We start from the raw sequence: 25672 nt of genomic DNA on the forward strand, positions 1-25672 counted from the left end.
TCAGGACTCTGAGGTTTCAGGCAGTTTGAAACCCGTAACCGACTGACGCATCTCCATGGCCATACCGGCCAGATCACCGATGGATTGAGCGGTTGCCTTGGTACCTGAGGAGGTTTGAATCGAAATATCCCGGATGGCCACCATGCGGCTGGAGATCTGTGAGGCTGACTGTGCCTGGACTTTTGCGGTTTCAGAAATGTTCCGAATCAGGCCTGACAGGCTGTTGGACACCTGCTCGATCTCTTCCAGTGCCACACCGGCATCCTGCGCCAGACGGGCACCGTGTACCACTTCAGAGGTGGTCTGTTCCATGGAAATGACCGCTTCGTTGGTGTCAGTCTGGATGGTTGATACCAGCGCTTCGACCTGTTTGGTGGCTGCCGATACCCGTTCTGCCAGACGTTGCACCTCGTCGGCAACCACGGCAAAGCCCCGGCCGGCTTCGCCGGCCATGGACGCCTGGATAGCGGCGTTCAGGGACAGAATGTTGGTCTGGTCGGCGATCTCGTTGATCAGTGAGATAATGTCACCGATTTCCTGAGAGGACTCACCCAGTCGTTTAATACGCTTGGAGGTATCCTGAATCTGTTCACGGATAGTGGTCATGCCATCGATGGTATTTCGTACCACCAACCCACCGTTAGCCGCGATCTGTACCGAGCGCTCGGCCACATCTGCGGAGTCGGAGGCTCCGCTGGAGACTTTATCAATGGACTCGGCCATCTGGTTCACGGACTGGGTTGTAGCGCCGATTTCCTGGGCCTGGTGGTCGGAAGCTTCGGCCAGCAGTCGGGCGGTTGCCTGTGTTTCCTGGGCGGCTGCGTCAACCTTGACGGCCGTCTGGTTGATGGTGTTAACCAGGGCGCGCAGTTGTTCAATGGAGAAGTTAATGGAGTCGGCAATGGCACCGGTAAAGTCTTCGGTAACACTGGCTTTAACCGTCAAGTCACCGTCTGCCAGATCCGCCATTTCATCCAGAAGTCGCAGAATGGCCTGCTGGTTAGCAGCGTTCTGGGCTCTGGTCGCCTCGCTCTGGGTTTTGGTTTCTTCCAGACGACGGCGGGTATCCATAATGATGGACATGGCGGTGAGCAGGATAAACAGCAGGGAAAGGCCTCCGGAAGCCATGATGGCCAGCTCCAGTGCCTTCTGTTCAATAGTGGACGTGGACAGGGTATCTGCCAGCACCGATGTTTGCTGCAGCAGTTGTTGTGAATCGGTGAAGATAGTGTCGGAGGCGGCGCGTACCTGGAACAGCTCAGGAGAGGTTTCCAGAATCTCATCAACACTGCCATCGACGAATTCAAACAGGTCAGAGATCTCCATAAGACGGTCAACGGCCTCATCATCGGTCACCTGACTGATGCGCATGGCAAGGTTACCTTCCAGCATACCCTGCAGTACCCGACCGAAGAGCTTGGCATCACGGCCAAAGCTGTCAGCCGCCATGATGGAGTCTTCGCCACCTTCCAGAACCTTGGCAACACTCCGGATAATACGCTCTGCCAGCCAGGGCTGGCGCTGAGCCATGGCAATCTGGTCAGAGGGCGCATTATTATCCAGAAGGATTTCTACCACCTCGTCGTATTCAATTTGCAGTTGGGGAATGGTTTCACTCAGTGTGGTAGCAACTTCATGCAGAGACAGTACGGTGTCTTGTGCCGCAAGAATACTGTCGGCTTCTACCTTCATTTCAGACCATGAAGAATCCAGGGCTTCAATTTGCTGGGCAGTAGCACTGCTGGATGTGTCAATAAAGGGAATAACAGAAAGGCTGGCACGGTTCAGCTCATCAATATATTGGCCAAACATCGCTGTTGCTTCTTTCAGCAGCGGAAAGGCTTCTTCTTTACCGGAGGCCGCTTCTGAGGCGTTTTTGGCAATCTGCTGGGAAAGGACCCGAAGCTCACTGGCATTGGTTTCATGGGTGTGCAGCAGCTGGGACTGCTGGTCATTATAGATAAATGCACCTGTCATTACTGACAGGGACAGCACCAGCATGGTGATCGAAGCGATCGTGGCTCTGTTAGCCTTGCTTCCCTGTCCCGTATTCGCTTGATTGCCTTTCATGGTTTATTCCCCGATTTCTGACGTGAAATCAAAATCCTGTTTATTCGCTGGCGGCTTTTAGAAAACGCTCGTTGGTAACGAGTCCCTCAACACTGAATACGACATAGCGTTGATCTTTGACATAGGAGCCCTGGGTAAATGGATGAATATTTTCCGGAATGGATGCCGGTATCTCATCTGCGTGGCTGCCGACGGTAAACTGCTGCATACCTTTTACTTCATCAACGATAAGGCCAACGGAAATGTCTTTCTTCTCGATAACAAGTATCCGGTTGTTGTGATTGGGTTGACTGGAAACATAACTGGCCTGGTTACTTTTCAGAAAGTCGCCCAGGCTGACGACGGGTATCAGACGTCCCCGGACATTCGCTAATCCCCTGACCCATCGTTGCACACCGGGCAATGGCGTTGTCTGGGGAACGGGAAGAATCTCAGATATTGAACCAACCTGAACCATATAATGCTGGCCGTCCAGCACAAAGCTGACACCCTTCCAGTAGCTCAGATCAGTTTGCTCTATCGGGATTTGAGCACTGTACAGGGAAGCACTTTGCTCAAGTGTCTCCAGATAGTCGAACGGATGACTGGAGTTGCTCATAGTACTCCTTTCCTTCATTGTTCCCTTGACAATTGACCGTGACGAATGCGGGATAGCCCTCGTGTCCGAAAGGGTTTTTCGGAGTAGCCGGGCCTGATTCAGGCCGCAGCATCACTCAGGACTTCGTTCAGCGTTTCCAGAAGCAGGGTTTCCTTAATGGGCTTGGTCAGATAGTTTCTGGCTCCCTGTCGCATGCCCCAGACGCGATCCGTTTCCTGATCTTTGGTGGTGACAATAATGACCGGAATGTGTCCAGTGCTACCATCTTTAGAGAGTTGTCGGGTGGCTTGAAAGCCGTTCAGGCCCGGCATGACGATATCCATTAATACCGCATCAGGCTGCTCTGCCCGGCAGAGGGCGACACCATCGGCACCGTTGTCAGCCGTCATTACGGTATGACCATGTTTCTCGAGCATTGCGCTCAGCTGGTACAGTTCGGTTGGTGAGTCGTCAACAATTAATACCTTAGCCATAAATCCCCCGGGTGTTTTGGCCTGAATAAGGGCCGCACCAAACTTGGTTACTTGCTTTTATTTATTTTCTGAACCCTTCCGGGTCTCATTGACAGAGACGTCGTCAGGGGTTTCCCATTCACGTACGTTTAAACGGCCAGAGCATAGTCAGGGCAGTGTTCCCGAATCGTTGTGAACAGTTCATCACGGCTGAATGGCTTGGTCAGGTAGTAATCTGAACCGGCAATTCGTCCTCTGGCACGGTCGAAGAGACCGTCCTTACTGGAGAGCATGATGACGGGAATCTGTTTAAATGCGTTGTTATTTTTAATCAGCGCACAGGTTTGATAGCCGTCCAGACGAGGCATCATGATATCGACAAAGATGATGTCCGGTTCGGACTCGGCGATTTTTGCCAAGGCGTCAAAGCCATCGGTGGCGGTAACCACCTGGCAACCCGCCTTGGTCAGAAGTGTTTCAGCTGTACGACGAATCGTCTTGCTGTCATCGATGATCATGACCTTGAGGTCTGTTCCGCTACCTTGCATGTTTTACCCCTGGCAATCCGCAGAAGAAGCGACAATGGTTCGCTGCCATTCTTTTCTTGTTGGTCCGTTCCCAATGGCTTAATTCTGTTTTAACCGGATATCTGGACCGTTTAATATCCTTTTTTATCATAAGTTGGTCATTGCTGACCAGAAACGTAATGGTTACAAGTCACGATTTTTCCAACCAACTGTAAAGTCCCGACGGTTCATGGCGATGTATCTAGATAATAAATCTCCGTGCGAAAGAGACAGGGACCTCCATGAACCGTTTTCAATTTCTGCTGATCAGCGTGTTTTCTGGCCTGCTTGGATGGAATGCTGACGTCTCAGCTGAATCTCTGGAAGAAGCTCTGGGCCAGGCTCTGCGTTCACACCCTCAGGCAAAAGTCGCTCTTAGCCGCCTGAAGGCTGAGAGAAAAAATATCGATGCAGTCGCTGCCGATTTCTGGCCAACGATTGATCTTGCGGCCGGTATCGGCAGACAGCAAAAGGATACCAGTCCAGATACCGATGGGGACAAGCTCACCCGCAAGGAAGCTTCATTTTCTCTGAAACAGAACCTCTTTGCCGGTTTTAATACCTGGTACAACGTGAAGGGTGCCCGTAAAGGTGCTGAGGCGGAGCACTGGCGACTCTACTCTACACTGGAAGATCTGGCCCTGCAGGTTATCAATGTCTATCTCAAAGTGCTTGAGCGTCGTGACTTGGTGGAACTGGCAGAAGAAAACCTGGACATTCATCACGAAATTTTTGATCAGATTGAGCGTCGTGCCCGTCAGGGGGTGGCCCGAAGCTCTGATTTGATTCAGGTAGAGGGGCGGCGGGCAAGAGCAAATGCCAATCTCATCAGTGCCAGAAATAATCTGATGGATGCTGAAAGTGAGTACCGTGCCCTGGTCGGGCACAGTCCCGGTGATTTGGAGTTTCCCGGCTTTGCACATCTTGATTTGCCAGAAGATTTGCAAAATGCCATTAAAAACAGCAGGCAGGATCACCCCAATGTCAAAGCTGCTGAAATGGATGTTGAATCATCGGAACACGCATACTCTTCCCGTAAAAGCAGTTATCTGCCATCACTGGATGCTGAGTTAGACCAAAGCTGGAGGCGCAATGCCGATGGCCAGCTGGGTGATTATGGTGATACGGTTGCCATGGTGCGGCTTCGTTACAACTTATTCCGGGGCGGCGCTGATCAGGCTCGCTTGCTGGAAAGCGCCCATCAGGCAGAAGAGCGACGCTCCGAGAAAGCCAGGGTCATGAGAAATGTCGAAGAAACAATGCGTATCAGCTGGGCGGCTCTGCAGTTTATTGGCGCACAACGTGAGTATTTATTGCTTCATGAAGATGCCAGCCGGGATACGGTTGCGGCATACCGGGAGCAATTTAATATTGGTAAGCGGACACTGCTGGACTTGCTGGACAGCGAAAATGAATTATTTCAGTCCAGCAACAGTTTAACGTCTGCCATCTATCAGGAAACCTATGCCCGTTATCGTGTTCTGGCGGCGGTGGGCAGGCTACTGGAAAATGTGGAATTTTCTATCCCGAAAAGCTGGCATCTGGATGGTTAGAAAACGTCGTATTTTCTAATCGGTCAGCCTTCTACAGGAGGATTATTGCGAGTGTCGACACCTATGGCGTTTGGGCTGGATCAGCTGCCCATGCTTCCGCTGTGGTGTGAAATGGGGTGATGTAGACACTGTTTTATGAACACCTGACCTTTATGATATGTCCTTTCCCCGGTCAATCTGACACCCTTCGATTATACCCAAACAACGATTTAGAAAGAGAAGCTATAAACAGGGCGAAGTGTTTTTGTCTGAATCGTAATATAATACGCCGCTTCCAATTTTATGTGTTTTAGTAAATCAGTGGCTTGCCTGTGCTTGGTCGGTAGTTAAGTAGTTGGTTAACATCTTATTATGCTGTCGTCAGTTTTCTGATAAGCCCGAAACGGAATGTTGCCCATGAGCAGAACTGATAATGCAGTACAACGCTTTATCTTTGAAAATACCGATATTCGCGGTGAAATTGTTTCCCTTAACCACAGTTATGTTGATGCCCTGGCTGCCCATAATTATCCCGAGGTGGTCAGACGCCTGCTGGGGGAGTTGGTGGCCTCTGCCCTTCTGTTGAGTACAACACTGAAATTTGAGGGGCTGCTTACCCTTCAGGCCAGAGGTGACGGGCCATTGACTTTGCTTATGGTGGAATGTACCGACCAGCGGTCGTTCAGAGCGGTTGCACAATTCAAGGATGATCTTTCTGAGGGAACGCTTCAGGAGCTTCTGGGCAAGGCAAGCCTGTTGATTACCGTGGACCCGGTCAAAGGTAAGCGTTACCAGGGCATTGTTCCCCTGGAAAAGGAAACGCTGTCAGCCAGTCTTGAAGACTATTTTACGCAATCTGTGCAGTTGCAGACTCGCCTGTGGCTGGCCTGTGATGGCCAAACCTGTGGCGGTTTTCTGTTGCAGGCTCTGCCCGCCAGTGTTGAGCTTTCCGAGGACATTCGCGCTGAATCCTGGCAGCGCATGACGGCTCTTGCTGAAACCACTCAAGATGCTGAGCTGCTGGAGCTGGATCATGAAACACTGCTGGTCAGACTGTTTCATGAAGAAACTGTCCGTATTTTTGACAAGGAGCCTGTTCGTTTCGTCTGCACCTGTTCTCAGGAAAGAAGTGCAAAAATCATCAGCACTCTGGATCGCAAAGAAATTGAGTCAATTATTGAAGAAGAAGGTCAGGTGGCGATGGACTGCCAGTTCTGCAATCACCAATATGTCTTTGGTAAAGATGACATCGATTCAATCTTTAACGAAAAACCACAACTTCACTGAAGTTTTCTGATTCCTCTCCTTCCGATCCGGTCAGGAATTCCATTGAATTTCTGGCCAGTCAGAGTAAAAGGCGACAGTATTCGTCTGTATTTTCTTCCAGTGACTGATGATAAATTTGACTCGGGGCAATACTTTTAAGCCGACAAAGGTTTAACGTTTTTACCAGACTCAATTAACCAAGAGGCGTGATGAGGGGGTCTATAACCTGTAATTCCAGAGTTATATTTCAATAATAGATCCAATACCCTATCATAGCACGTCACAAAAATTACCATAATCTAACAACACAAAACGTTAAGTTGAGCGTATTGCCTTAGGAGAACTTTGCATGGCCCATGTAAACGTAAAGGAAGCTCTGGCTGCTGTCGGAATCAAGGATGTCATTGATGTGGTTTATAACCCTTCTTATGAAACGCTGTTTGAGGAAGAGACCCGTCCGGAGCTGGAAGGTTATGAACAAGGGGTAGTTACTGAAATGGGGGCAGTGTCGGTGGATACCGGTATCTTCACTGGCCGTTCTCCGAAGGACAAATACATCGTCAAAGACGATACAACCCGGGATACCATCTGGTGGTCAGACCAGGGTAAAAATGATAACAAGGCAATTACTGAAGAAGTCTGGGCAGATCTTAAATCACTGGTAACCAATCAACTGTCCGGCAAGCGTCTGTTCATTATTGACGGTTTTTGTGGCGCTAATCCTGAAACACGCCTGAGTGTGCGTTTTGTGACCGAAGTGGCATGGCAGGCTCACTTCGTCAAGAACATGTTTATCCGGCCCGGCGAAGATGAGCTGCAGGGCTTTAAACCGGACTTTATTGTCATGAACGGTGCCAAATGCACCAACCCGAAATGGCAGGAGCACGGTCTCAACTCGGAAAACTTTGTGGCATTCAATCTCACGGAGCGGATCCAGGTGATTGGTGGTACCTGGTATGGCGGTGAAATGAAGAAAGGGATGTTCTCCATTATGAACTACCTTCTGCCGCTCAGAGGCATAGCGTCCATGCACTGTTCTGCCAATGTGGGTGAGCAGGGTGATACTGCCATTTTCTTTGGCCTGTCCGGAACGGGGAAAACCACACTCTCTGCCGATCCCAAGCGTGCCTTGATCGGTGATGATGAACATGGCTGGGATGATGATGGCGTGTTCAACTTTGAAGGCGGCTGTTATGCCAAGACCATTAACCTGAGAGAAGAAAATGAGCCTGAGATTTTCCACGCCATTCGTCGTGACGCGTTGCTGGAAAACGTAAGCGTTGATGCCCAGGGTAACATTGACTTTGATGATGGCTCAAAAACCGAAAATACCCGGGTTTCCTATCCGCTGTATCATATCGATAACATTGTTAAGCCGGTTTCCAAGGCTGGTCACGCCAAAAAAGTGATCTTCCTGACTGCCGATGCTTTTGGTGTTTTACCGCCGGTCGCCCGTCTGACCCCTGAGCAGACCAAGTACCACTTCCTCTCCGGTTTTACCGCGAAACTGGCGGGCACTGAGCGTGGTATCACGGAGCCAACACCGACGTTCTCTTCTTGCTTCGGTGCTGCCTTCTTGTCACTGCACCCAACCAGGTATGCTGAAGAGCTGGTTAAGAAGATGGAAGCCCATGGCGCTAACGCTTATCTGGTAAATACGGGATGGAATGGTACCGGCAAACGCATCTCCATCAAGGCAACCCGGGCGATCATTGACGCCATTCTGGATGGCTCTATCGATAAGGCCGAAACCAAAACGCTGCCTTTCTTCGGATTGCATGTACCGCAAAGTGTTGCTGGCGTTGATGGCAGTATTCTGAACCCTCAGGATACCTATGAGGACCCGGCAGAATGGGAGCGTAAGGCACACGACCTGGCGGATCGATTTATCACCAACTTTGTTAAGTTTACCGATAACGAAGAAGGTAAGGCGCTGGTAGCTGCCGGTCCATCACTGGGCTGATAGGTATACAGTTCCGTGGGAAGGACGGGGCAATAATCTCCCCGTCCTGGGTGATAAGTAGTTAACCAAATGAAATCATATATTTCTGACTAAGTTGTCAGTCACTCTGCGGCGTTGCAACTCCGGTCACATAGCTACGGCTATGCTCCCTACGTTGCGCCTTGCATAGCAACTGCCCACTTAGCCAGAAATATACGATTCCATTTGGCCAACTACTTATACTCCCTCGTCGGGGCTGTTTAAGATTGTCTCTCTCTGGCAGGAATTTTCCAGAGCAGCGCAGTAGATCCTTTCGGTATGAGGCACGTTAGATCATTGGCGCAGTGAATTATTAAATAATCACCATCGGGGCTAAATTTGGCCCCTCTAACGCGATGATCCAAGATTATCAGTTCTTCATCTATCCATTCACCATCATCACCCTTGCACCAGAGTTGCACAAAACCCGGCTTGTGATGATCCTGCTGAATGTCTTTGCTGCCATAGGTCAGAAAGCGGTTATCTGTCCCATTAAATTCGGCACCTCTGAGGCCATAGCCATCAGGGATGGTCACAGCATGTTTGATCCACTTGCCATCGTCATTGCGCCAAAGGATGTAGGATTCAGAGTCTGTGGTAAAGTGAAGGGCACAGGCCATACGCCCTGAGGGTGAAAACCGGCTGTCATCGACTCTGCCTTCAAGTTGAACCACCAGCTGTTCCTGCCATTGGCCCTGGCTGTCGAGGCTCTGGATTTTCACCGTGTTATCATTAAGGCTGCTGGTCAGTACACTGTCCTCCTGATGGTTGAAGGCAGCGTTGTCGATGGCTCCCTGATGACGTATCCATGCCTTGTTAATCAGGTTGCCTTCCCCGTCATCACCCCAAATGCAAACGTCACTGGTTTGCTTGCCGTAGCTCAGGAGAAAATTCTCGAAGGGGCTGAAGATGGCTGTGTCACTGCCGATGTGCCTGAAGCACTGACCTTTATCCAAAGTGTCATCATTACGGTTGCAGTTACAGAGTATAAAAGCACCACGATTGAGATAGGCCAGTAATTTACATCCGGAGGGGCTGAAGTCGACATAATTGCAACCCGGAATCGTTTTTTTATCTACCCAGTCACCGTTATTGTCATAACCGGAGATTATAACGTTTTTGGCTGTGTCTCTGGTCAGTGCATGCTGCTCATCACTGCTCAGGAGGGCAGCTTTGAGTTCCACGTGGCTATGCATGACCGTTTTCACCTTAAGACAGTTGTTCTCATCGTTAAAGCCCCAGATGGTCGCTGATCTGTTGTTATTGAGGGTCAGTAAATAATTGTTCGTGGTCTTGAAGGGCGGTTTCTTAAGCTCAGTTTGCATGGCGCAAATGATCTCTAATGGCTGGCGTTGTCGGGTCCACCGGCCGTTACTGTCCAGACGCAGTACGTTGATTTTGAGATTCCTTGGGTCGAAGGTCACAATTTTATCATGCAACGGGCTGAAACTTGCAGTCACTGGCGGATGGTTTTTTTCAAGTGGGTTGTGTGCAAGTGCCGCCACCTCCTCCCAACAGCCATCATTATTCAGCTTACTCACTTTGACATCGCCATCGTCACAGAGGCTCAGAAGCGTATCTTCTGACGGGTTTAGCTGACCAAAAATCTTTTGGGAACCCTCGATCTTCCCGTTCTTCGACCAGTTGCCATCCGGATCTTGTCGCCAGGTTCTCAGACTGAAATCTCTTAAGCTGTCGCAACCAGTGATTAACAGATTCTTACCCGTTGGGCTGATACTGACCTCCTGAATATAACAACCAAAGCTGGCCTTCAGTTTGAATTCAAGACGATTTGTCCGGCATTGAAAAATGTCACTCTTCCGGGGGGTAACAGAGCCAGGCTCAATACGACTATCGCCCGGTATCATCCCGGTATGGGGCTGTTCATGGGGTTGCGATGCATCGGCCACACTGGCGTCTGGTGAAACATAACTGGTGGAAAAATTCAGCCTGACAATGTTCGGTTTACGATCACCAATATCTGTATCTGTGATGGCCACCCATCCGGGTGGTAAATCCAGTTTCAACCGTTTGAGCGATTGAGTCTGTTTGGGGACTTCTGAAATACTTTTGTTAAATTTAGCCACTAACCTGGATACTGGCTCCAGACCGTTAATTAATGCCTGTTGGTCTTTTGCCAAATTCCTTGTGGTGGCGTTACCAAGCGAACCGCTGAAGTGACTCTGTGCTGATGGTTCCATAATAACTCCGGTATATTGCCGCAAAGTGAATTTACAGGACCATTGATCAGTAGCATCCAATGGATATTTGACTCGTCATGCTGTTGCCTGTCTGAGTCATCAGTATCTGAGCTGTAGATCAGTAAACAGGGAAAAAGTTCCTGCCTTAGGCATTTTCCGGTACTCTGAAGGTTTGTTTGCATACAAATGGTTCAGTTTCGTTATAATTCCGGGTTTTCTCTGGTCATTAGCGTGTCTTTATGGCTTGAATTTTTCAGGTAAGGATAGACATTGATAACCGGCTGGATACAGAAATGGTGCTGTTTCTGAGCATTTTCTGGAAACTGTCCTATTGTTTTGATTCCCATGATGAGTGTGTTTTATGCAGAGTATCTCCCAGCGTATAGCTGAAGAGTTGGGTGCCAGACCTGAACAGGTCACCAGTGCTGTACAGCTGCTTGATGATGGCTCTACGGTGCCTTTCATTGCCCGTTATCGAAAAGAGGTCACCGGAGGTCTGGACGATACTCAGCTGAGAACGCTGGAAGAACGTCTTCGTTATCTGCGAGAGCTGGAAGAGCGCCGTGAAGCCATTCTCAAGAGCATTACCGAACAGGACAAGCTGACGCCTGAACTGGAAAAAGATATCCGCTCCGCAGAGACCAAAACCCGCCTGGAAGACCTTTATCTTCCCTACAAGCCCAAACGCCGTACCAAGGCTCAGATTGCCCGTGAGGCGGGTCTGGAGCCTCTGGCCGATCTGCTGTTCGATACCCCGGAAAAAGCGCCTGAGGTGGAAGCAGCGGCTTTTGTTGACGCAGATAAGGGCGTAGAGGATATCAAGGCAGCTCTGGAAGGTGCCCGCTATATCCTGATGGAACGTTTCAGCGAGGATGCCGAACTGCTGGGTCAGCTGCGTGAGCTGCTCTGGGATGAAGGCATCCTGAGCAGTCGTGGCGTTGAGGGTAAAGAAGAGGAAGGTGCCAAGTTCCGGGATTACTTTGAACACGATGAGCCACTGAAAACTGCTCCTTCCCATCGGGCGCTGGCCATTTTCCGTGGACGAAATGAAGGGGTATTGCAGGCTAACATCCGCCTCGCCAATGAGCCGGAAGACCGTCGTGAAACCCATCCCTGTGAAAAGCTGGTGGCTGATTTCTGGAAGGTTGAGCATAAAGGCCGGGCGGCAGATGACTGGTTGAAGGATGTGGTGCGCTGGACCTGGCGGGTCAAGCTGCTGTCTCAGTTGGAAACCGAGTTAATGACTCGCATCCGCGAAAATTCTGAAGATGAAGCCATCAAGGTGTTTGCCAAGAACCTGAAAGACTTGCTGCTGGCGGCACCTGCTGGCCTCAGGCCAACCCTGGGTCTGGATCCGGGCTTGAGAACCGGTGTGAAGGTTGCCGTGGTGGATGGTACGGGTAAATTGGTCGAGCATACGACTATTTACCCCCATGCTCCCCAGAAGAAATGGAAGGAGGCCCTTGGCACTCTGGCCACCCTCTGTCTGACCCATCAGGTTGAGTTGGTCAGTATCGGTAATGGCACGGCATCCCGTGAAACGGACCGTCTGGCTGCTGAACTGATGCGCAGCTATCCAAAACTGGGCTTGACCAAAATTGTGGTCAGCGAAGCCGGTGCATCCGTGTACTCTGCATCTGAACTGGCTGCCCGTGAATTCCCGGACCTGGATGTTTCTATCCGTGGTGCCGTATCCATCGCCCGTCGTTTACAGGACCCTCTGGCCGAACTGGTTAAGATTGAGCCGAAATCCATCGGGGTGGGCCAGTACCAGCATGATGTCAGCCAGATCAATCTGTCCCGCTCTCTGGAAGCGGTAGTTGAGGACTGTGTAAACGCGGTAGGTGTTGATCTTAATACCGCTTCCAGCGCCCTGCTGGCACGCGTATCGGGCCTTAACCGAACTCTGGCCGACAACATCGTTGCCTATCGCAATGAAAATGGTACCTTCAGAAGTCGTAAGGACCTGCAGAAAGTGGCCCGGTTTGGTGCTAAAACCTTCGAGCAGGCCGCAGGCTTCCTGAGAGTAATGAATGGTGATAACCCTCTGGACAGTTCTGCCGTGCACCCTGAGGCGTATCCAGTGGTAGAGAAGATTGCCAACCAGTCAAGCCGGGATGTGCGAGCCCTGATCGGGGACTCGGCTTTCTTAAAGGGCCTGAATGCGGCGGACTTTACCGACGAAACCTTTGGTCTGCCCACCGTTACTGACATCATCAGTGAGCTGGATAAGCCTGGTCGTGACCCGCGTCCGGATTTCAAAGCCGCCGAATTCAAGGATGGCATTGAAGATATCCGCGATCTGAAGCTGAATATGGAACTGGAAGGCGTGGTCACCAACGTCACAAACTTTGGTGCGTTTGTGGATGTTGGCGTCCATCAGGATGGTCTGGTGCATATCTCCGCGTTGTCTGAAAACTTCGTTAAAGATCCCCGTGAAGTGGTAAAAGCTGGCGATATCGTTAAGGTCAAAGTCATGGAAGTGGACGTTGCACGTAAGCGTATCGGACTTTCCATGCGGATGTCGGATAAGGCCGAAGAGCGTGCTGAAGCTCGCCAGCAACCACGGCAAGCCAGAACCGAAAAGCCAGCAGCTCGCAGCAAGCCACAGAAAGCCGGTCAGTCCGGAAATCGTGGTAAAAAGCAGGATTCAGGTGGTACTTTTGCCGACTTGTTTGCCAATGCGAAACAACTTCGCAAGTAAACAAACTCAGAGAAAAAGCCGGTTTTGACAGTGTCTGCAAAGACACTGTTAACGGCGATGTTTACCTGCCAACGAAAGAGCCAGACAAGCCTTTGTCTGGCTTTTTTTAGGGGATTTAGACAATTCAGGCTGGTATTATATGGACGACAGGACGAGGCTGTCGCACAGGCTCCCGGGCCAAAACGTAATATGCCAGGAATGATTACCCTTCGCAGTTTCGGAAAATGCCGTTGATCTGTCTTTTGCGACAACCTCAGGCGGTGGTCAGCTGCTAAGCTGATTGCTATTTTATCAGGCTCATTCAGGTTGTCTTGCCCGGTTTGAAGCTGAGTACTTATGAGAGTTCGTTCATGGTGTCGTGGTCGCGGGTATCCGTGTTGCCAATTAGAATCATCTCTCTGAACGAATGTTATAGATAATTATTATTGGATCTGTACCTTGGCTACTGAGTATCAGGATCGTCTGGAGCTTTTCCAGTCCAGTGCTAACCATTCAGTTCTTCATGGCATCTGCCATGGTATTGAGCGTGAAAGTCTCAGGGTTACCTCAGATGCCCGTCTTTCCCGGAAAAATCATCCTGAGAAACTGGGGCGTGCATTAACCCACCCTTATATCACCACTGACTATTCTGAAGCATTGCTTGAATTCATAACACCGGTGCACAGCCGCATCAGCGATACGCTCTCCTTTCTGGAGCAGCTGCACCAGTATACCTGCCAGAATATGGCAACAGAGTTCCTCTGGGCCGGCAGTATGCCGCCGCTGCTGGAAGGGGATGACAGTATTCCTATCGCGCAGTATGGGAGTTCCAATATCGGGGTAATGAAAAGTGTTTATCGTGAAGGGCTCTGGCATCGCTATGGCAAGCCAATGCAAACCATTGCCGGTATTCACTATAACTTCTCTATGCCAGAGGAGTTCTGGGCCCTGTTACAGCAGTCCTCCGGACAAGAGGAGATTAGCGCTCAGGACTTCAGGTCAGCGGGTTATTTTTCCCTGATCCGGAATTTTCTGCGTTACTCGTGGCTGCTCATGTACCTGTTTGGGGCCTCTCCGGCCGTTAGCCGAAGTTTTTTTGCCGATGGCGGGGTTCAGTCAGGCCTTCAGGTGCTGGATAAAGACTCGCTTTTTCTTCCTTATGCGACGTCGTTACGTATGAGCGATATGGGGTACAGCAATCACGCCCAGTCTTCCCTGAATATTTGTTACAACACACTGGAAGAGTACGTGGACAGTCTTTCCAGCGCCATTCGTACACCATACCCTCCCTATGAAGCCATTGGTCTGAAACAAGACGGCAAATACCTGCAACTGAATACCAACCTGTTGCAGATAGAGAATGAATATTACAGCACCATTCGCCCAAAGCGGATTGCCCGTTCCGGTGAAAAACCAGTGACTGCCCTGCGCAACGAAGGCGTTGAATATGTTGAGGTACGTTGCCTTGATATCAACCCCTTTGAACCAATGGGACTGAGTGAGCAGGATGCCCATTTTCTGGATGTTTTCCTGGTCTACTGTTCGTTGCAGAACAGCAATCCTATTCATGCCGATGAGTGTGATGAGGTCAGCAATAATTTCAAAACAGCGGTTACAGAAGGCCGCCGCCCGGGTGTCGAGTTAAGACAGCAAGGGCAGCCTGTCCTGCTCCAGAGCTGGGGGCTACAGCTGCTGGATGACATGTCTCCCATTGCTGAAATTCTTGACCAGGCAAACGAATCATCAACGTTTGTTGAGAGCCTGTGTGCGCAAAGAGAAAAGCTGAAAGATGCCGCTTTAACCCCTTCTGCGCAGGTGCTTAATACCCTTGAAACCGGAGATTCCGGTTATCTTGAGTTGATGATGTCTTTATCGGAAAAGCACTCCAAACGCTTCTCTGAGCACGATCTGAGCGATGAACGAATAGCCTACTTTGAACAGCTTGCCCAGCGCTCTGTTGCTGATCAGCTGGCAACAGAAAACAATGATAGCCGTGACTTTGATACGTTCCTGCAGGAATATAAGGCAGCAGAATAGTTCCTGAACCATTGCCTTTAGTCAGTCGCCGGTGGAAAGGACTCTCTGGCGAATGTCTGAGATTAGAGCGTGGCAGTGAGGGTGGCAGAAATTAATAGACAGTACCCGGCTCCATCTTTAAATCAGACTTTGGAAAGTTGCTTTTATCTGGATGAAATCAGGATACTGCCAGCAGTATCTGAACTAGTATCAGAATCTGGAAATTAAAATAATTTTTTTTAATTAAATGGTTTTTTTTTAGTTGAAAAAGTTGTTGGACTACCATGAAAACTCCCTGAAACCATTGGATTCATAACGTTCCTGCAAAACTTGCAATTTAAATTGTGTTGTGTTTTGAAAAATAAACGCTTGCCGCAAAAAATTCACTGTCATAATCTAGCATCTGAGCTGCCTGACAAAGGCGCTTACGAGGTCCCCATTCACGCAGAAGAGATCTAATTGTTAAAGAGGAACTGTCTATCATGCTGGAGGGTTGCCAAACGGCTAAAGAACGTTGGGGAGGTGTATCAGAAATTATTGATCGCTGGCTCAACGAGCGTCAGGAGCTGATCGTCCTTTACTGCTCCATCAATGGAATGGATCAATTTGATGATGACAAGCGTCCGGTAGTCAGTAAATTAAAGGAACTGTGCCAGATTCTGGTGGATTATGCGTCAGCTGGTCACTTTGAGGTTTACGAGCAGTTGATTCAGGAAGCCCGGGAATTTAATGATGGGGGCGTTGAACTGGCTCATACGGTGCTGCCAAAGCTTGAAGAGAATACCTCAAGATGTCTGAAATTTAATGACAGTTGTGAATCAATCAGCTCTCTGCAAAAACTCCAGGGCGCTGTATCGGAATTAGGTGAAACGCTGGCAGAACGTTTCAGTCTTGAAGATAAAATGATAGAAACTCTGCATGAATCCCACCGGGAAAGGCTCACGGGATCATGATGTTCAGATCAGATGAGGACAAACTGTATTCAGACCATACAGTCGCTTTGTCCTCATTTCATTTTTAACTGCTTTTGTTCACATCCCTGAGTTCTACCTTGAAAATAATTGCCTCATTAGGTCCGATGATTCCGGGAATACCGCTGGAGCCGTAGGCCAGAGTCGAGGGAATAAAAAGCTCCCAGGTAGAACCTTCAGGCATTTTCTGTATTCCTTCTGTCCAGCCCGCGATAACCCGGTTTAACTGGAAAGTGGCGGGTTGGTTTCGAGTGTATGAGCTTTCGAAAAGGGTTCCGTCTATCCGGCGGCCTTCATAGTGAACGGTTACATGATCAGTAAGGGATGGCTTGATGCCAGTACCTTTTGTCAGTACCCGGTACTGCAAACCGCTTTCCAGCACAACAATGCCTGGTTTTTTGCTGTTTTCTGTCATAAAAAGCTGGCTTTTTTCCAGGCTCTCATGCGCTGCTGCCTGGTACTGAACCTGTTCGAGGTTTTTCTTTTGCACCTGCGCTAAATCTATAAAGTAGGTGACTTCATCCTGTGACAGCTGTAAAACCTGGTTGCCAAGATTATCCTCTACCCCCTGGATAACGGCGTTAACATTGATCCCATCAAATTGTTTCAGTTGCTCTGCCATGGACACTCCGAGGCTATAGCTTAATTTGTCATTGTCTGTTTCCAGAGCGGCAAATGAACACAGTGAGTAAGTGAACAGGGTAACGCTGGCAAGCGCTTTGAAGATCATATTTACACTCTTTCTGATAAATTTGTATCCTGCGTTTTGGCACAGTCTTTTCAGTACAGGTAACTCTGAGCCCTATCATTTAGTAAATTTGTTTTTTTGGCAACCCCGGACGAGGGTTGTGTAATGAAAAAGTGCCTTATTTAAAGTGTTTTTCGAGATAATGAATATGAAAAATACACGTCCTCTTCTATCTATCTGTTTTAGGAAAATGGAATTTAATTAGAAAAAAAACAGAGAGAAAGCTAAAAAAAAATTTGCAGATGACGAATAAGCACTCTATGTTGGAATTAAAACTGGATATAAATTATTCAGTTTTTATTACGATGTACTAACTACTAGTAGATTGGTTAAATTAAAACGAGGGACGACCCAATGCCTGCAACAAGGAAGACTGCAGCTAAAAAAAGCACTGTCAGGAAGGCTGCTGCTAAAAAAGCTCCTGCTAAAAAAACCACTGCCAGCAAGACCGTTAAAAAGGTCGACATGGTGAAAAAGTGGGAAAAAGAAATCGACGCACTGAAGAAAAAGCTGGAAAAAGCCAAAGAAGCCTTGAAAAAGGCCAAGGCCAGTGCCAAGAAAGCTACTGCTAAAAAAAGCACTGCTAAAAAAGCCACTGCCAAGAAAAAGGTAGCGGTAAAGAAGAAAACTACTGAGAAGAACGCCACCGTCAAAAAGGCGGCAGCCAAGAAAAAGACAGTAACCAAGAAAAAAGTGGCTGTTAAGAAGAAACCAGCGGCCAAGAAGAAAGTAGTAGCAAAGAAGAAACCTGCCACTAAAAAGAAAGTAGCTGCCAAGAAAAAGCCAGCAGCCAAAAAGGCAGTTGTGGCTAAGAAGAAGCCTGTAGCTAAAAAGAAAGTGGCCGCTAAGAAAAAGCCAGCAGCCAAAAAAGTAGCTGCCAAGCGGAAGGCTCCAGCCAGAAAAGCAGCTGCAAAAAAGTCCCCTGCTAAAAAGAAGTAACATAGTTGGTAACTCGAAGCTCTAAAGGGGGAATTCTATTCCCCCTTATTATTTTTGTATCTTCACTCTTTTCTCCTCTCTAGATATTCGATTCCTCTGAGTTACCTGTCCGCATTGAAAGACAGTTGTCACTTAATCTTCGCAAACCCGATACCTCAGTGAAAGCAGTTACCAGGAACCAACCCAAAAACTGTGGCTGGGACATGACTCATGATGAAAGTACCTGGGCTGATAGGTTTTGGATCTTTGCCCTGATTTGAAATGAGTCTGATCGATAGCTATTACGGTAATAGCATTCATACACGCTATTTCCTTGAAATAAGTATCGGGAACTAAAATCTGCAAATACAGTCTGAACAGAATAAAACAAAAGGGTATTTAACATGATTGATGGAATCAACCCTTTCACGATCCAGACAAGCAGCCCGGAAGCAGAAAAATGTTCTGTCTGCCTGATGGCCTTCGGCAGAGATGTGGCTACTCTCGTCACTGGCGTGTGTAAACACACCTTTCACACTGATTGCCTTAAAAATTCTCTCATTGCACAAAAACAATTCGCAAATAGGACTACCTGTCCACTTTGCAGAACGGATTTATCGAGTTTGGCAAAAGCATTAGTCAATTCAGCTACCACGGGCCAAGGGGAGCATGGGCAGGGCAGGCCTGACTCAGTGCCCCAGCGGGATATCAACCAGAATGCTCTTGTTTATGTAGATCGCATAAGGGAGCAACAAAGGGAACGCGCAAGGGCGCGCTACCAAAATGACCCTGCTTATGCACAGTACCAGAGGAGGCGACAAAGTACATACCAGGCGGCGCGTAGCCAAATTGATCCTGTTTACGCCGAGCGTGAAAGGGCACGCAAAAGGGAGCTGCAAAGGGCACGTTATCGGAATGATCCCGCTTACGCAGAGCGCGAAAGGGAACGTAAAAGGGAGTATAGGCAGCGCCAAAGGGAGCGTTACCAGAATGAGCCTGCTTACGCAGAGCGCCAAAGGGAACGTGAAAGGGAGTATAGGCAGCGCCTAAGGGAGCGTCACCAGAATGACCCTGCTTATGTCGAGCACCAAAGGCAACGCCAAAGGGAACGTGAAAGGGAGTATAGGCAGCGCCAAAGGGAGCGCCAACAGAATGACCCTGCTTATGCCGAGCACCAAAGGCAACGCCGGAGGGAAAGTAATAGGGCTCGCAGGGAGAGAAACCAGAGAGTCAATCAATTGCAATCGGTTGCAACGGTAAACTCTGTAGCAACAAGGGTGCTGGGCACGAATCAAACGAACGAAAGCACTAATTAATCCTTTCCTACCGGTCATCGACTCTTGGGAGTTACTATAGATAAATTGAACAAGGTGTTTAAGATTTGGCTTTTTGTTCAAAGAATTTTTTGCCTTCTCTGAGCTGGCGGTTTATACCGTCACCCAGTCTTTGCTGCTTCGATGATACCCTCTTGCAGGTAGCAGTATGTTTTTTCCGGCGTCACGATAGGCCTCTCCTTTATTATTAGCCTGATCGGTCGTCCACAATTAGACCATGTCAATGATCACATTGAATTCCATCAGCCTTTTAAGGTCTGGCAAGCTCCTTCTGGAGAATGCATCAACAATTATCCATTCCGGTCAGCACGTTGGCCTTGTGGGTGCTAATGGGTGTGGCAAATCAAGCCTGCTTGCGTTGCTTACCGGAGATTTGCAACCTGATAAAGGTGAACTCGCGTTTGATAAGGGGCGTGGACTGGCGCATATGGCTCAGGAAATTGATGTCCTGGACCGAAATGCCGTGGATTATGTATTGGATGGTGATATTGAGCTGCGCCGGATAGAGCAGGCGATTACTGAGGCAGAAGCGGCAGGAAAGCACGAAAAACTGGCCGATCTCCATGAGCAACTGCTGAGTGCCGATGGTTACACAGCCCGTTCCCGGGCAGAACAGTTGCTGCATGGATTGGGCTTTAATCACCAGGTACTGAACAAAAATGTCCGCGACTTTTCCGGTGGATGGCGGATGCGCCTGAATCTGGCCAAGACCTTGATGTGCCCGTCAGACATTATGTTACTGGATGAACCCACCAACCATTTGGATCTTGATGCCATTGTCTGGCTGGAAAACTTTCTCAAGCGATACCCGGGAACGTTGCTGGTTATTTCCCATGACCGGGATTTTCTCGATGCCATTACGGATCACACACTCCATATAGAACATCAGACACTGTTCCAGTACCGTGGCAACTATTCAGCTTTTGAGCACCTGCGCGCACAGCGACTGCAACAGCAGCAGGCTGCCTTTGAGAAGCAGCAGAAACTGCGGGCTCATATGGAAAAATTTGTTGAACGTTTCAGGGCCAAGGCGACCAAAGCCAAGCAGGCTCAAAGTCGCCTGAAGGCGCTGGCAAGGCTGGAAGATATTTCAGCGGCCCATGTGGATTCACCGTTCTCTTTTGCCTTTCCGGAAGCCGATAAGATGTCTGCACCGTTACTGGTACTGGATACGGCTGAGCTCGGTTATGGTGATAAGCCGTTATTAAAACTCAGCATCAATATTCAACCTGGCAGCCGTATCGGGCTCCTTGGTGCGAATGGCGCTGGTAAGTCAACCCTGATCAGAACACTTGCCGGGGAATTGCCACTGATTTCGGGCAAGGTCCATCTGGGAGAACACTTAAGCATTGGCTACTTCGCCCAGCACCAGCTGGAGAGTCTGGATTTCAATGCCAGCCCTCTGCTTCATCTGCAAAGGCTTTCGCCGGAGGCCAAAGAGCAGACGTTGAGAAACTTTCTTGGCGGGTTTGGTTTTCATGGTGATAAGGCCCTGGAGTCGATTCAGGGGTTTTCCGGTGGTGAGAAAGCGAGACTGGCTCTGGCGATCATTGGCTGGCAGAAGCCAAACCTGTTGCTGCTTGATGAGCCAACCAACCATCTTGATCTTGATATGCGTCTGGCCCTGACCATGGCCTTACAGTCATTTGAGGGGGCGGTGATTCTGGTTTCCCATGACCGAAACCTGATTCGCAGCACCACCGACGAGCTTTATCTGGTTCATGATGGCCGGATGGAAGAGTATTCAGGTGATCTGGATGACTACAGCCAATGGCTGGATCATCTTCGCTCTAAGGAACGTAATGAATCCCGAAGCGCCAGAAACGAAGAGAATGGCGGGGAACTGGTTGGCTCTTCACAACAGAACGCACAACAGAAGAAAGACATACGACGCCAGGAGGCTGAAAGGCGAAAAGCACTAAGGCCGTTGAAGCAAAAAGCGGAGCAACTGGAAAGTCAGCTGGAAGACCTGCAATCGTCCCTTGAACAGGTTGAAGAACGGCTCTCTGACCCTTTGATATACGAAGAAACCGCCAAAGAAAAATTGAAAGAGCTGCTAACCCGGCAAACAGCACTTAAACAGCAAGCCCTGGAAATAGAAGAGGCATGGATGGAAGCCCTGGAGGCCATCGAAAACGCCGAAACCAACTAATAAAATTGTGGGGCATGAATGCCCCATAATTTTATGCGACAGCTTCCTGCTCGCTGGCTTCTTCCTCTGTTACGATATCCAGCTTACCCAAAAGAGCACTCACACGGTCACCCCATGCGCTGAGTTCCTGCTTAAGCTGGATATTTTCTTCTTCAAGGCGGGTATTAGCAGACCTGAGGTCTTCTACTTCCATTCTTGACAGTTCCAGTTTGTCAATCAGGTTCTGGAGTCTTGATTCAAGCTGGCCTAGGGATTCAATAGACATAACGACATTTGCACCGAGAGGTCTGTGAAAAGTATTTAATAGTTTGCACTATTGCGGAAAGTTACGATAGCACGTTTTTATCGGTTTTGATCACGGTTTTGATCACAAGAGTTTACCGCTATTAAGAATACTTCAGTAAAGCCTGACTATACTAGGTTTAATTCAAGATAATCGTTGAATTTACCGGTAGTTGAATTTATCGGTATCAGTGCCATGCATTTTAAAGCAGAGCAATCTGTTGCCTTGTGGGCCCATTCCGAATGAAGTTTCATTGCAGGATAGTCCTTCATAGGAAGACAAGTACCCAGAAGCCTGTCGCTTCGGGAGTTCCAAATGAGCAAGACTTCTCAGCCCTGTGCCAGAATTATTTCAGCCTTGAATGTTGAAGATGAGGCGATTCGGGCCTTCTATATTTCCCTGATCAACAACCAAAGTGTTGATGAATACATTAATGAACGACACCTGCACTTTTGCTCAAGACAGGTTGAAGGTTACTTTTTGAGCCATGTCCTGGCGTTGACCGAACTGGCTTTGGAGTTGCCTGTCGTCAGGACCTGATGGCCCACCGCCAGGCGCTGGTCAGACATCAATCCCGGATAAGCTGACAAAAAAAAATGAAGACGATAAACTGCCTGCAATTTCTGCTGCTCTCGTCGTGTGAGAGCGCTCTTTAATGAATAATAAGCCTGAAGCGCCATAGTGAACCACCATAAGTAAAGTTAAGCGGATTGGGAATTTGCTATGGCCAGGAAAGGGATACAGGAAGTTTATGCCTGAATTGATTCCTGCCGATTCGGTTGGTCTCGTAGCGCCCATTGCGATACCGTTTGATCAGCCCCTGTCGTTGAACTGTGGCGAACAGCTGGACAAGTTTCAGCTGATGGTCGAAACCTATGGTGAGCTGAATCAGTCCCGCTCCAATGGGGTACTGATCTGCCATGCCCTCAGTGGTCACCATCATGCGGCAGGCTATCACAGCATGGCAGATCGCAAGCCCGGTTGGTGGGATAACTTTATTGGCCCGGGAAAACCAATCGATACCCGCCGGTTCTTTGTTGTCGCCCTCAATAATCTGGGGGGATGCCATGGCAGTACGGGGCCGACCAGCATCAATCCCGAAACCGGCAAACCTTATGGGCCAGACTTTCCGGTGGTCACTGTCGCAGACTGGGTTAACAGCCAGGTCATGCTGGCTGACCATCTGGGTATTTCCCAATGGGCAGCAGTGATCGGTGGGAGCCTGGGCGGGATGCAGGCACTGCAATGGAGCATTGCCTATCCCGAAAGACTTCGCCATGCCGTTATCATTGCTTCTGCGGCCAGGCTGTCGGCCCAGAATATTGCCTTTAATGAAGTGGCCCGGCAGGCCATCATGTCCGATGATCAGTTTGCCGGTGGTCGTTACCTGGAAGCGAACAACATTCCCCGCAAGGGATTGGGGCTTGCCCGCATGGTGGGGCATATCACTTATCTGTCTGATGATGCCATGGGGGCCAAGTTTGGTCGTGAGCTGAAAAATGACGGCTTCAGTTACGATTACAATGTTGAGTTCCAAATAGAAAGTTATCTTCGTTACCAGGGGGAGAGTTTTTCCGGCAGCTTTGATGCCAACACCTATCTGTTAATGACCCGGGCACTGGATTACTTTGATCCGGCCAGCGAGTTTGACAACAGCCTGCCAGATGCCCTCAGCAGGGCGACCGCCCGATTTTTTCTTGCTTCGTTCTCAACCGACTGGCGTTTCTCCCCCGAGCGTTCAAGAGAGATGGTCGATGCACTGATGAAAGTGGATAAGGATGTGACGTATCTTGAAGTGGATGCTCCCCAGGGGCACGATGCTTTTCTGATGGATATTCCCCGCTACGTGCGAGGTTTGTCGGCCTATTTGCATCGGGTAGCGGAGGAGTGCTTATGAGCCGGGGGGATTTTGAGATTATCAGGAACTGGGTTGCCCCGGGCAGCCGGATTCTCGACCTGGCCTGTGGTGATGGACAGCTGTTGCACGAGCTTCAACGAGAGAAGCAGGTCAGTGGCTATGGTCTGGAAATTAATGCCCAGGATATTGAAGCCTGCATTGAGCGGGGGGTAAACGTTATTGAACAGAACCTGGATCGCGGGCTGGGCAACTTCAGGGATGGTAGCTTCGATACCGTGATTATGACCCAGGCACTTCAGGTGATGCACTTCCCACACCTGGTGCTGGAGGAGATGCTCAGGGTTGGACGGGAATGCATTGTCACTTTTCCTAACTTCGGCCACTGGCGCTGCCGCCTCTATCTTGCCGCCTATGGTCGCATGCCGGTCTCGAAGTTTATGCCTTATACCTGGTATGACACCCCCAATATTCACTTTTGTACCTTCAGGGACTTTGAAGCGCTGTGCCGGGAGAAAAATTACCGGGTGTTGAACCGAATGGTGGTGGATCAATCGTATAAAAGCGGCCTTGCGGGGCGTGTCTGGCCAAACCTGATGGGTGAAGTGGCCATTTATCACTTGGGAACGATCCTGAAATAGTTTCACATTTTTACAGACGCTCCCCGCTGCCCGCCTCCCGCTACCCGAAAAGCCGAAATTGCTTGTGCTTTTGCGGGCAGTGGGTGGCGGGAAGCGGGCAGCGACCCTCTCCAGGACTGTGTAAAATGATGAAGTTATTCTGGAACAAATCAAAAAACCGGAGAATTGCATAATGGCGATGCTGCGCAGTATTACGTCAATGACTCAGCGTTGGATGGCATGTCTGGCCCTGCTGGTGTTGGGCGTTGTCGGGATGGTTAATCCGGTGACGGCTGACAGCCAGATTCCGGAAGCCCGGGTGATGAGTCAGGAACCCATTGAAATGGGCAACTACCGGATCTATTTCAGTGCCTTCAACAGTACATTTGTGCCGCCTGGTATTGCCGAGCAATATAGTCTCCGTCGAGGAAGCCGGTACGGTATTGTCAACATTGCCATTCGTGATGTTTCATCCGATGAACTGGGTACCGCAGTCACCGGCAGGGTCAGTGGCCACACCATGAACCTGCTGACTCAGAAAAGCAGCCTGAAGTTTTCTGAGGTCAAAGAAGGCAGTGCGATTTACTATCTGGCCGATTTTAAGTTTTCAGATGAAGAGCTGCTAAAATTTGCCATAGATGTTAAGCCTCAGGGCAGCTCGCGAAGCGAGACACTTCGCTTTGAACAGATTTTTTACCATTAAAATGTCGCCTGTTAGTTCTGTTTGTGTTGCAGGTCAGACATTTTAATCAGGGGTCAAGTGCAAAATTGTGGGAAACAGTATGAATGAGGGGATTCGCAAGGTGGTGCTTGCCAGTGGTAATCAGGGCAAGCTGGCGGAGTTTCAAAAGATGTTCGAGCCCCTGGGGATTCTGATGCAGCCCCAGAGTGAGTTTGGTATCGGTTCAACCTGGCCGGAAGCGGAAGAGACGGGCCTGACCTTTATTGAAAATGCCATTATCAAGGCCCGCTATGCTGCCGGAATATCAGGCCTTCCGGTTATTGCCGATGATTCGGGCCTTGAGGTTGATTACCTCAATGGCGAGCCGGGCATCTACTCTGCCCGTTATGCAGGACCCGACGCTTCCGCTGCTGATAATAACCAGAAGCTGTTGCATCGATTACAGGGGGTTAAGTCGGCCGAGCGAACCGCACGATTTCACTGTGTGCTGGTTTACCTGCGTCATGAACATGACCCCACCCCGGTTATTGCCCATGGCCAGTGGGAGGGGTATATCATTGAAGAAGCCCTGGGAGAACACGGGTTTGGCTATGACCCCCTGTTTCTGGTGCCCGCAGAACACTGTACGGCGGCGGAACTGCCTTCAGAGTTAAAGAATCAACTGAGCCACCGGGCCCAGGCATTGCAGCAGTTGGTTGCCCGCCTCAAGGAGAGAAAACACTGAAGCCTGCTTCAGTGCTGTTA

General features: G+C 49.5%; 21 protein-coding genes and 1 pseudogene. 15 read left to right on the top strand and 7 right to left on the bottom strand.

Annotation, left to right across the window (positions count from 1 at the left end; all coding sequences use genetic code 11):
• From ACO6UX_RS17550 to pilG, 4 genes are all read right to left on the bottom strand, one after another.
• A complete protein-coding gene (locus ACO6UX_RS17550; RefSeq protein WP_422450537.1) occupies nt 1-1977 on the bottom strand; it encodes a methyl-accepting chemotaxis protein in 1977 nt (658 codons plus the stop codon).
• 133 nt (nt 1978-2110) lie between these two features.
• Nucleotides 2111-2668 (bottom strand): chemotaxis protein CheW, encoded by a 558-nt coding sequence (locus tag ACO6UX_RS17555; RefSeq protein WP_422449683.1) that lies wholly within the window; start codon nt 2666-2668, stop codon nt 2111-2113.
• 98 nt (nt 2669-2766) lie between these two features.
• Nucleotides 2767-3141: a twitching motility response regulator PilH gene (gene pilH / locus ACO6UX_RS17560; RefSeq protein ID WP_101745267.1), complete on the bottom strand. Its 375-nt coding sequence runs from the start codon at nt 3139-3141 to the stop codon at nt 2767-2769.
• 128 nt (nt 3142-3269) lie between these two features.
• A complete protein-coding gene (gene pilG, locus ACO6UX_RS17565) occupies nt 3270-3668 on the bottom strand; it encodes a twitching motility response regulator PilG (RefSeq protein ID WP_101745268.1) in 399 nt (132 codons plus the stop codon).
• Nucleotides 3669-3928: 260 nt separating this feature from the next.
• Between pilG and ACO6UX_RS17570 the strand changes: the two genes are divergently transcribed.
• From ACO6UX_RS17570 to pckA, 3 genes are all read left to right on the top strand, one after another.
• Nucleotides 3929-5239 (top strand): TolC family outer membrane protein, encoded by a 1311-nt coding sequence (locus ACO6UX_RS17570; protein ID WP_422449684.1) that lies wholly within the window; start codon nt 3929-3931, stop codon nt 5237-5239.
• 396 nt (nt 5240-5635) lie between these two features.
• Nucleotides 5636-6505 carry an Hsp33 family molecular chaperone HslO gene (gene hslO, locus ACO6UX_RS17575; protein ID WP_422449685.1) on the top strand — a complete coding sequence of 290 codons (870 nt, stop codon included), beginning with the start codon at nt 5636-5638 and terminating at the stop codon, nt 6503-6505.
• Between the two features lie 328 nt (nt 6506-6833).
• Nucleotides 6834-8447, top strand: a complete 1614-nt coding sequence (gene pckA / locus ACO6UX_RS17580) for a phosphoenolpyruvate carboxykinase (ATP) (protein WP_422449686.1) — start codon at nt 6834-6836, stop codon at nt 8445-8447.
• A 239-nt stretch (nt 8448-8686) separates the two neighbouring features.
• Here pckA and ACO6UX_RS17585 read toward each other — a convergent pair whose 3' ends face one another.
• Nucleotides 8687-10666 (bottom strand): hypothetical protein, encoded by a 1980-nt coding sequence (locus ACO6UX_RS17585; RefSeq protein WP_422449687.1) that lies wholly within the window; start codon nt 10664-10666, stop codon nt 8687-8689.
• A gap of 361 nt (nt 10667-11027) precedes the next feature.
• Here ACO6UX_RS17585 and ACO6UX_RS17590 point away from each other — a divergent pair, with 361 nt between their 5' ends.
• From ACO6UX_RS17590 to rsd, 3 genes are all read left to right on the top strand, one after another.
• Nucleotides 11028-13370: a Tex family protein gene (locus ACO6UX_RS17590; RefSeq protein WP_422449688.1), complete on the top strand. Its 2343-nt coding sequence runs from the start codon at nt 11028-11030 to the stop codon at nt 13368-13370.
• Nucleotides 13371-13808: 438 nt separating this feature from the next.
• On the top strand, nt 13809-15386 hold the full coding sequence (gshA, locus tag ACO6UX_RS17595) for a glutamate--cysteine ligase (RefSeq protein ID WP_422449689.1): 1578 nt from the start codon (nt 13809-13811) through the stop codon (nt 15384-15386).
• Between the two features lie 461 nt (nt 15387-15847).
• The gene (rsd, locus tag ACO6UX_RS17600; protein ID WP_101745275.1) at nt 15848-16318 is read left to right on the top strand and encodes a sigma D regulator; all 471 of its coding nucleotides are present in this window, start codon (nt 15848-15850) and stop codon (nt 16316-16318) included.
• 64 nt (nt 16319-16382) lie between these two features.
• On the opposite strand, the gene ACO6UX_RS17605 is transcribed toward rsd, so the two are convergent.
• The gene (locus tag ACO6UX_RS17605; protein WP_422449690.1) at nt 16383-17066 is read right to left on the bottom strand and encodes an FKBP-type peptidyl-prolyl cis-trans isomerase; all 684 of its coding nucleotides are present in this window, start codon (nt 17064-17066) and stop codon (nt 16383-16385) included.
• Between the two features lie 372 nt (nt 17067-17438).
• Between ACO6UX_RS17605 and ACO6UX_RS17610 the strand changes: the two genes are divergently transcribed.
• The 4 genes and pseudogenes from ACO6UX_RS17610 (at nt 17439) to ACO6UX_RS17625 (ending at nt 21488) form a co-directional block, all read left to right on the top strand.
• Nucleotides 17439-18023, top strand: coding sequence for a hypothetical protein (locus ACO6UX_RS17610; protein ID WP_422449691.1), 585 nt, complete (start codon nt 17439-17441; stop codon nt 18021-18023).
• A gap of 383 nt (nt 18024-18406) precedes the next feature.
• Nucleotides 18407-18598, top strand: a pseudogene (locus ACO6UX_RS17615) (RING finger domain-containing protein); the annotation flags it as partial.
• Nucleotides 18599-18625: 27 nt separating this feature from the next.
• Nucleotides 18626-19318, top strand: coding sequence for a hypothetical protein (locus ACO6UX_RS17620; protein ID WP_422450568.1), 693 nt, complete (start codon nt 18626-18628; stop codon nt 19316-19318).
• Nucleotides 19319-19559: 241 nt separating this feature from the next.
• Entirely contained in the window at nt 19560-21488 is a 1929-nt protein-coding gene (locus ACO6UX_RS17625) for an ATP-binding cassette domain-containing protein (protein ID WP_422449692.1), read from the top strand.
• 31 nt (nt 21489-21519) lie between these two features.
• Here ACO6UX_RS17625 and ACO6UX_RS17630 read toward each other — a convergent pair whose 3' ends face one another.
• A complete protein-coding gene (locus ACO6UX_RS17630) occupies nt 21520-21753 on the bottom strand; it encodes a cell division protein ZapB (protein WP_101745279.1) in 234 nt (77 codons plus the stop codon).
• Nucleotides 21754-22086: 333 nt separating this feature from the next.
• Here ACO6UX_RS17630 and ACO6UX_RS17635 point away from each other — a divergent pair, with 333 nt between their 5' ends.
• From ACO6UX_RS17635 to rdgB, 5 genes are all read left to right on the top strand, one after another.
• Complete coding sequence (locus ACO6UX_RS17635; protein ID WP_101745280.1) at nt 22087-22311, top strand: hypothetical protein; 225 nt, start codon at nt 22087-22089, stop codon at nt 22309-22311.
• A gap of 211 nt (nt 22312-22522) precedes the next feature.
• Complete coding sequence (gene metX / locus ACO6UX_RS17640) at nt 22523-23668, top strand: homoserine O-succinyltransferase MetX (protein ID WP_422449693.1); 1146 nt, start codon at nt 22523-22525, stop codon at nt 23666-23668.
• Entirely contained in the window at nt 23665-24267 is a 603-nt protein-coding gene (gene metW / locus ACO6UX_RS17645) for a methionine biosynthesis protein MetW (protein WP_422449694.1), read from the top strand. Before metX ends, metW begins: the two co-directional genes overlap by 4 nt.
• A 199-nt stretch (nt 24268-24466) precedes the next feature.
• Nucleotides 24467-24949, top strand: coding sequence for a DUF4426 domain-containing protein (locus ACO6UX_RS17650; RefSeq protein ID WP_422449695.1), 483 nt, complete (start codon nt 24467-24469; stop codon nt 24947-24949).
• A 79-nt stretch (nt 24950-25028) separates the two neighbouring features.
• Nucleotides 25029-25652, top strand: coding sequence for an RdgB/HAM1 family non-canonical purine NTP pyrophosphatase (gene rdgB / locus ACO6UX_RS17655; RefSeq protein ID WP_422449696.1), 624 nt, complete (start codon nt 25029-25031; stop codon nt 25650-25652).
• The last annotated feature ends 20 nt before the right edge of the window (nt 25653-25672 follow it).

The sequence above is a fragment of the Endozoicomonas sp. ALB091 genome (assembly GCF_049310265.1).
In the GTDB taxonomy this organism is placed as follows: domain Bacteria; phylum Pseudomonadota; class Gammaproteobacteria; order Pseudomonadales; family Endozoicomonadaceae; genus Endozoicomonas.

Bases quoted from the DNA above. Each gene is read 5' to 3' on its own strand.
- ACO6UX_RS17550 (WP_422450537.1), bottom strand. From the start codon at position 1,977: ATGACAGGTGCATTTATCTATAATGACCAGCAGTCCCAGCTGCTGCAC.
- ACO6UX_RS17555 (WP_422449683.1), bottom strand. From the start codon at position 2,668: ATGAGCAACTCCAGTCATCCGTTCGACTATCTGGAGACACTTGAGCAA.
- pilH (WP_101745267.1), bottom strand. From the start codon at position 3,141: ATGGCTAAGGTATTAATTGTTGACGACTCACCAACCGAACTGTACCAG.
- pilG (WP_101745268.1), bottom strand. From the start codon at position 3,668: ATGCAAGGTAGCGGAACAGACCTCAAGGTCATGATCATCGATGACAGC.
- ACO6UX_RS17570 (WP_422449684.1), top strand. From the start codon at position 3,929: ATGAACCGTTTTCAATTTCTGCTGATCAGCGTGTTTTCTGGCCTGCTT.
- hslO (WP_422449685.1), top strand. From the start codon at position 5,636: ATGAGCAGAACTGATAATGCAGTACAACGCTTTATCTTTGAAAATACC.
- pckA (WP_422449686.1), top strand. From the start codon at position 6,834: ATGGCCCATGTAAACGTAAAGGAAGCTCTGGCTGCTGTCGGAATCAAG.
- ACO6UX_RS17585 (WP_422449687.1), bottom strand. From the start codon at position 10,666: ATGGAACCATCAGCACAGAGTCACTTCAGCGGTTCGCTTGGTAACGCC.
- ACO6UX_RS17590 (WP_422449688.1), top strand. From the start codon at position 11,028: ATGCAGAGTATCTCCCAGCGTATAGCTGAAGAGTTGGGTGCCAGACCT.
- rsd (WP_101745275.1), top strand. From the start codon at position 15,848: ATGCTGGAGGGTTGCCAAACGGCTAAAGAACGTTGGGGAGGTGTATCA.
- ACO6UX_RS17605 (WP_422449690.1), bottom strand. From the start codon at position 17,066: ATGATCTTCAAAGCGCTTGCCAGCGTTACCCTGTTCACTTACTCACTG.
- ACO6UX_RS17610 (WP_422449691.1), top strand. From the start codon at position 17,439: ATGCCTGCAACAAGGAAGACTGCAGCTAAAAAAAGCACTGTCAGGAAG.
- ACO6UX_RS17625 (WP_422449692.1), top strand. From the start codon at position 19,560: ATGATCACATTGAATTCCATCAGCCTTTTAAGGTCTGGCAAGCTCCTT.
- ACO6UX_RS17630 (WP_101745279.1), bottom strand. From the start codon at position 21,753: ATGTCTATTGAATCCCTAGGCCAGCTTGAATCAAGACTCCAGAACCTG.
- ACO6UX_RS17635 (WP_101745280.1), top strand. From the start codon at position 22,087: ATGAGCAAGACTTCTCAGCCCTGTGCCAGAATTATTTCAGCCTTGAAT.
- metX (WP_422449693.1), top strand. From the start codon at position 22,523: ATGCCTGAATTGATTCCTGCCGATTCGGTTGGTCTCGTAGCGCCCATT.
- metW (WP_422449694.1), top strand. From the start codon at position 23,665: ATGAGCCGGGGGGATTTTGAGATTATCAGGAACTGGGTTGCCCCGGGC.
- ACO6UX_RS17650 (WP_422449695.1), top strand. From the start codon at position 24,467: ATGACTCAGCGTTGGATGGCATGTCTGGCCCTGCTGGTGTTGGGCGTT.
- rdgB (WP_422449696.1), top strand. From the start codon at position 25,029: ATGAATGAGGGGATTCGCAAGGTGGTGCTTGCCAGTGGTAATCAGGGC.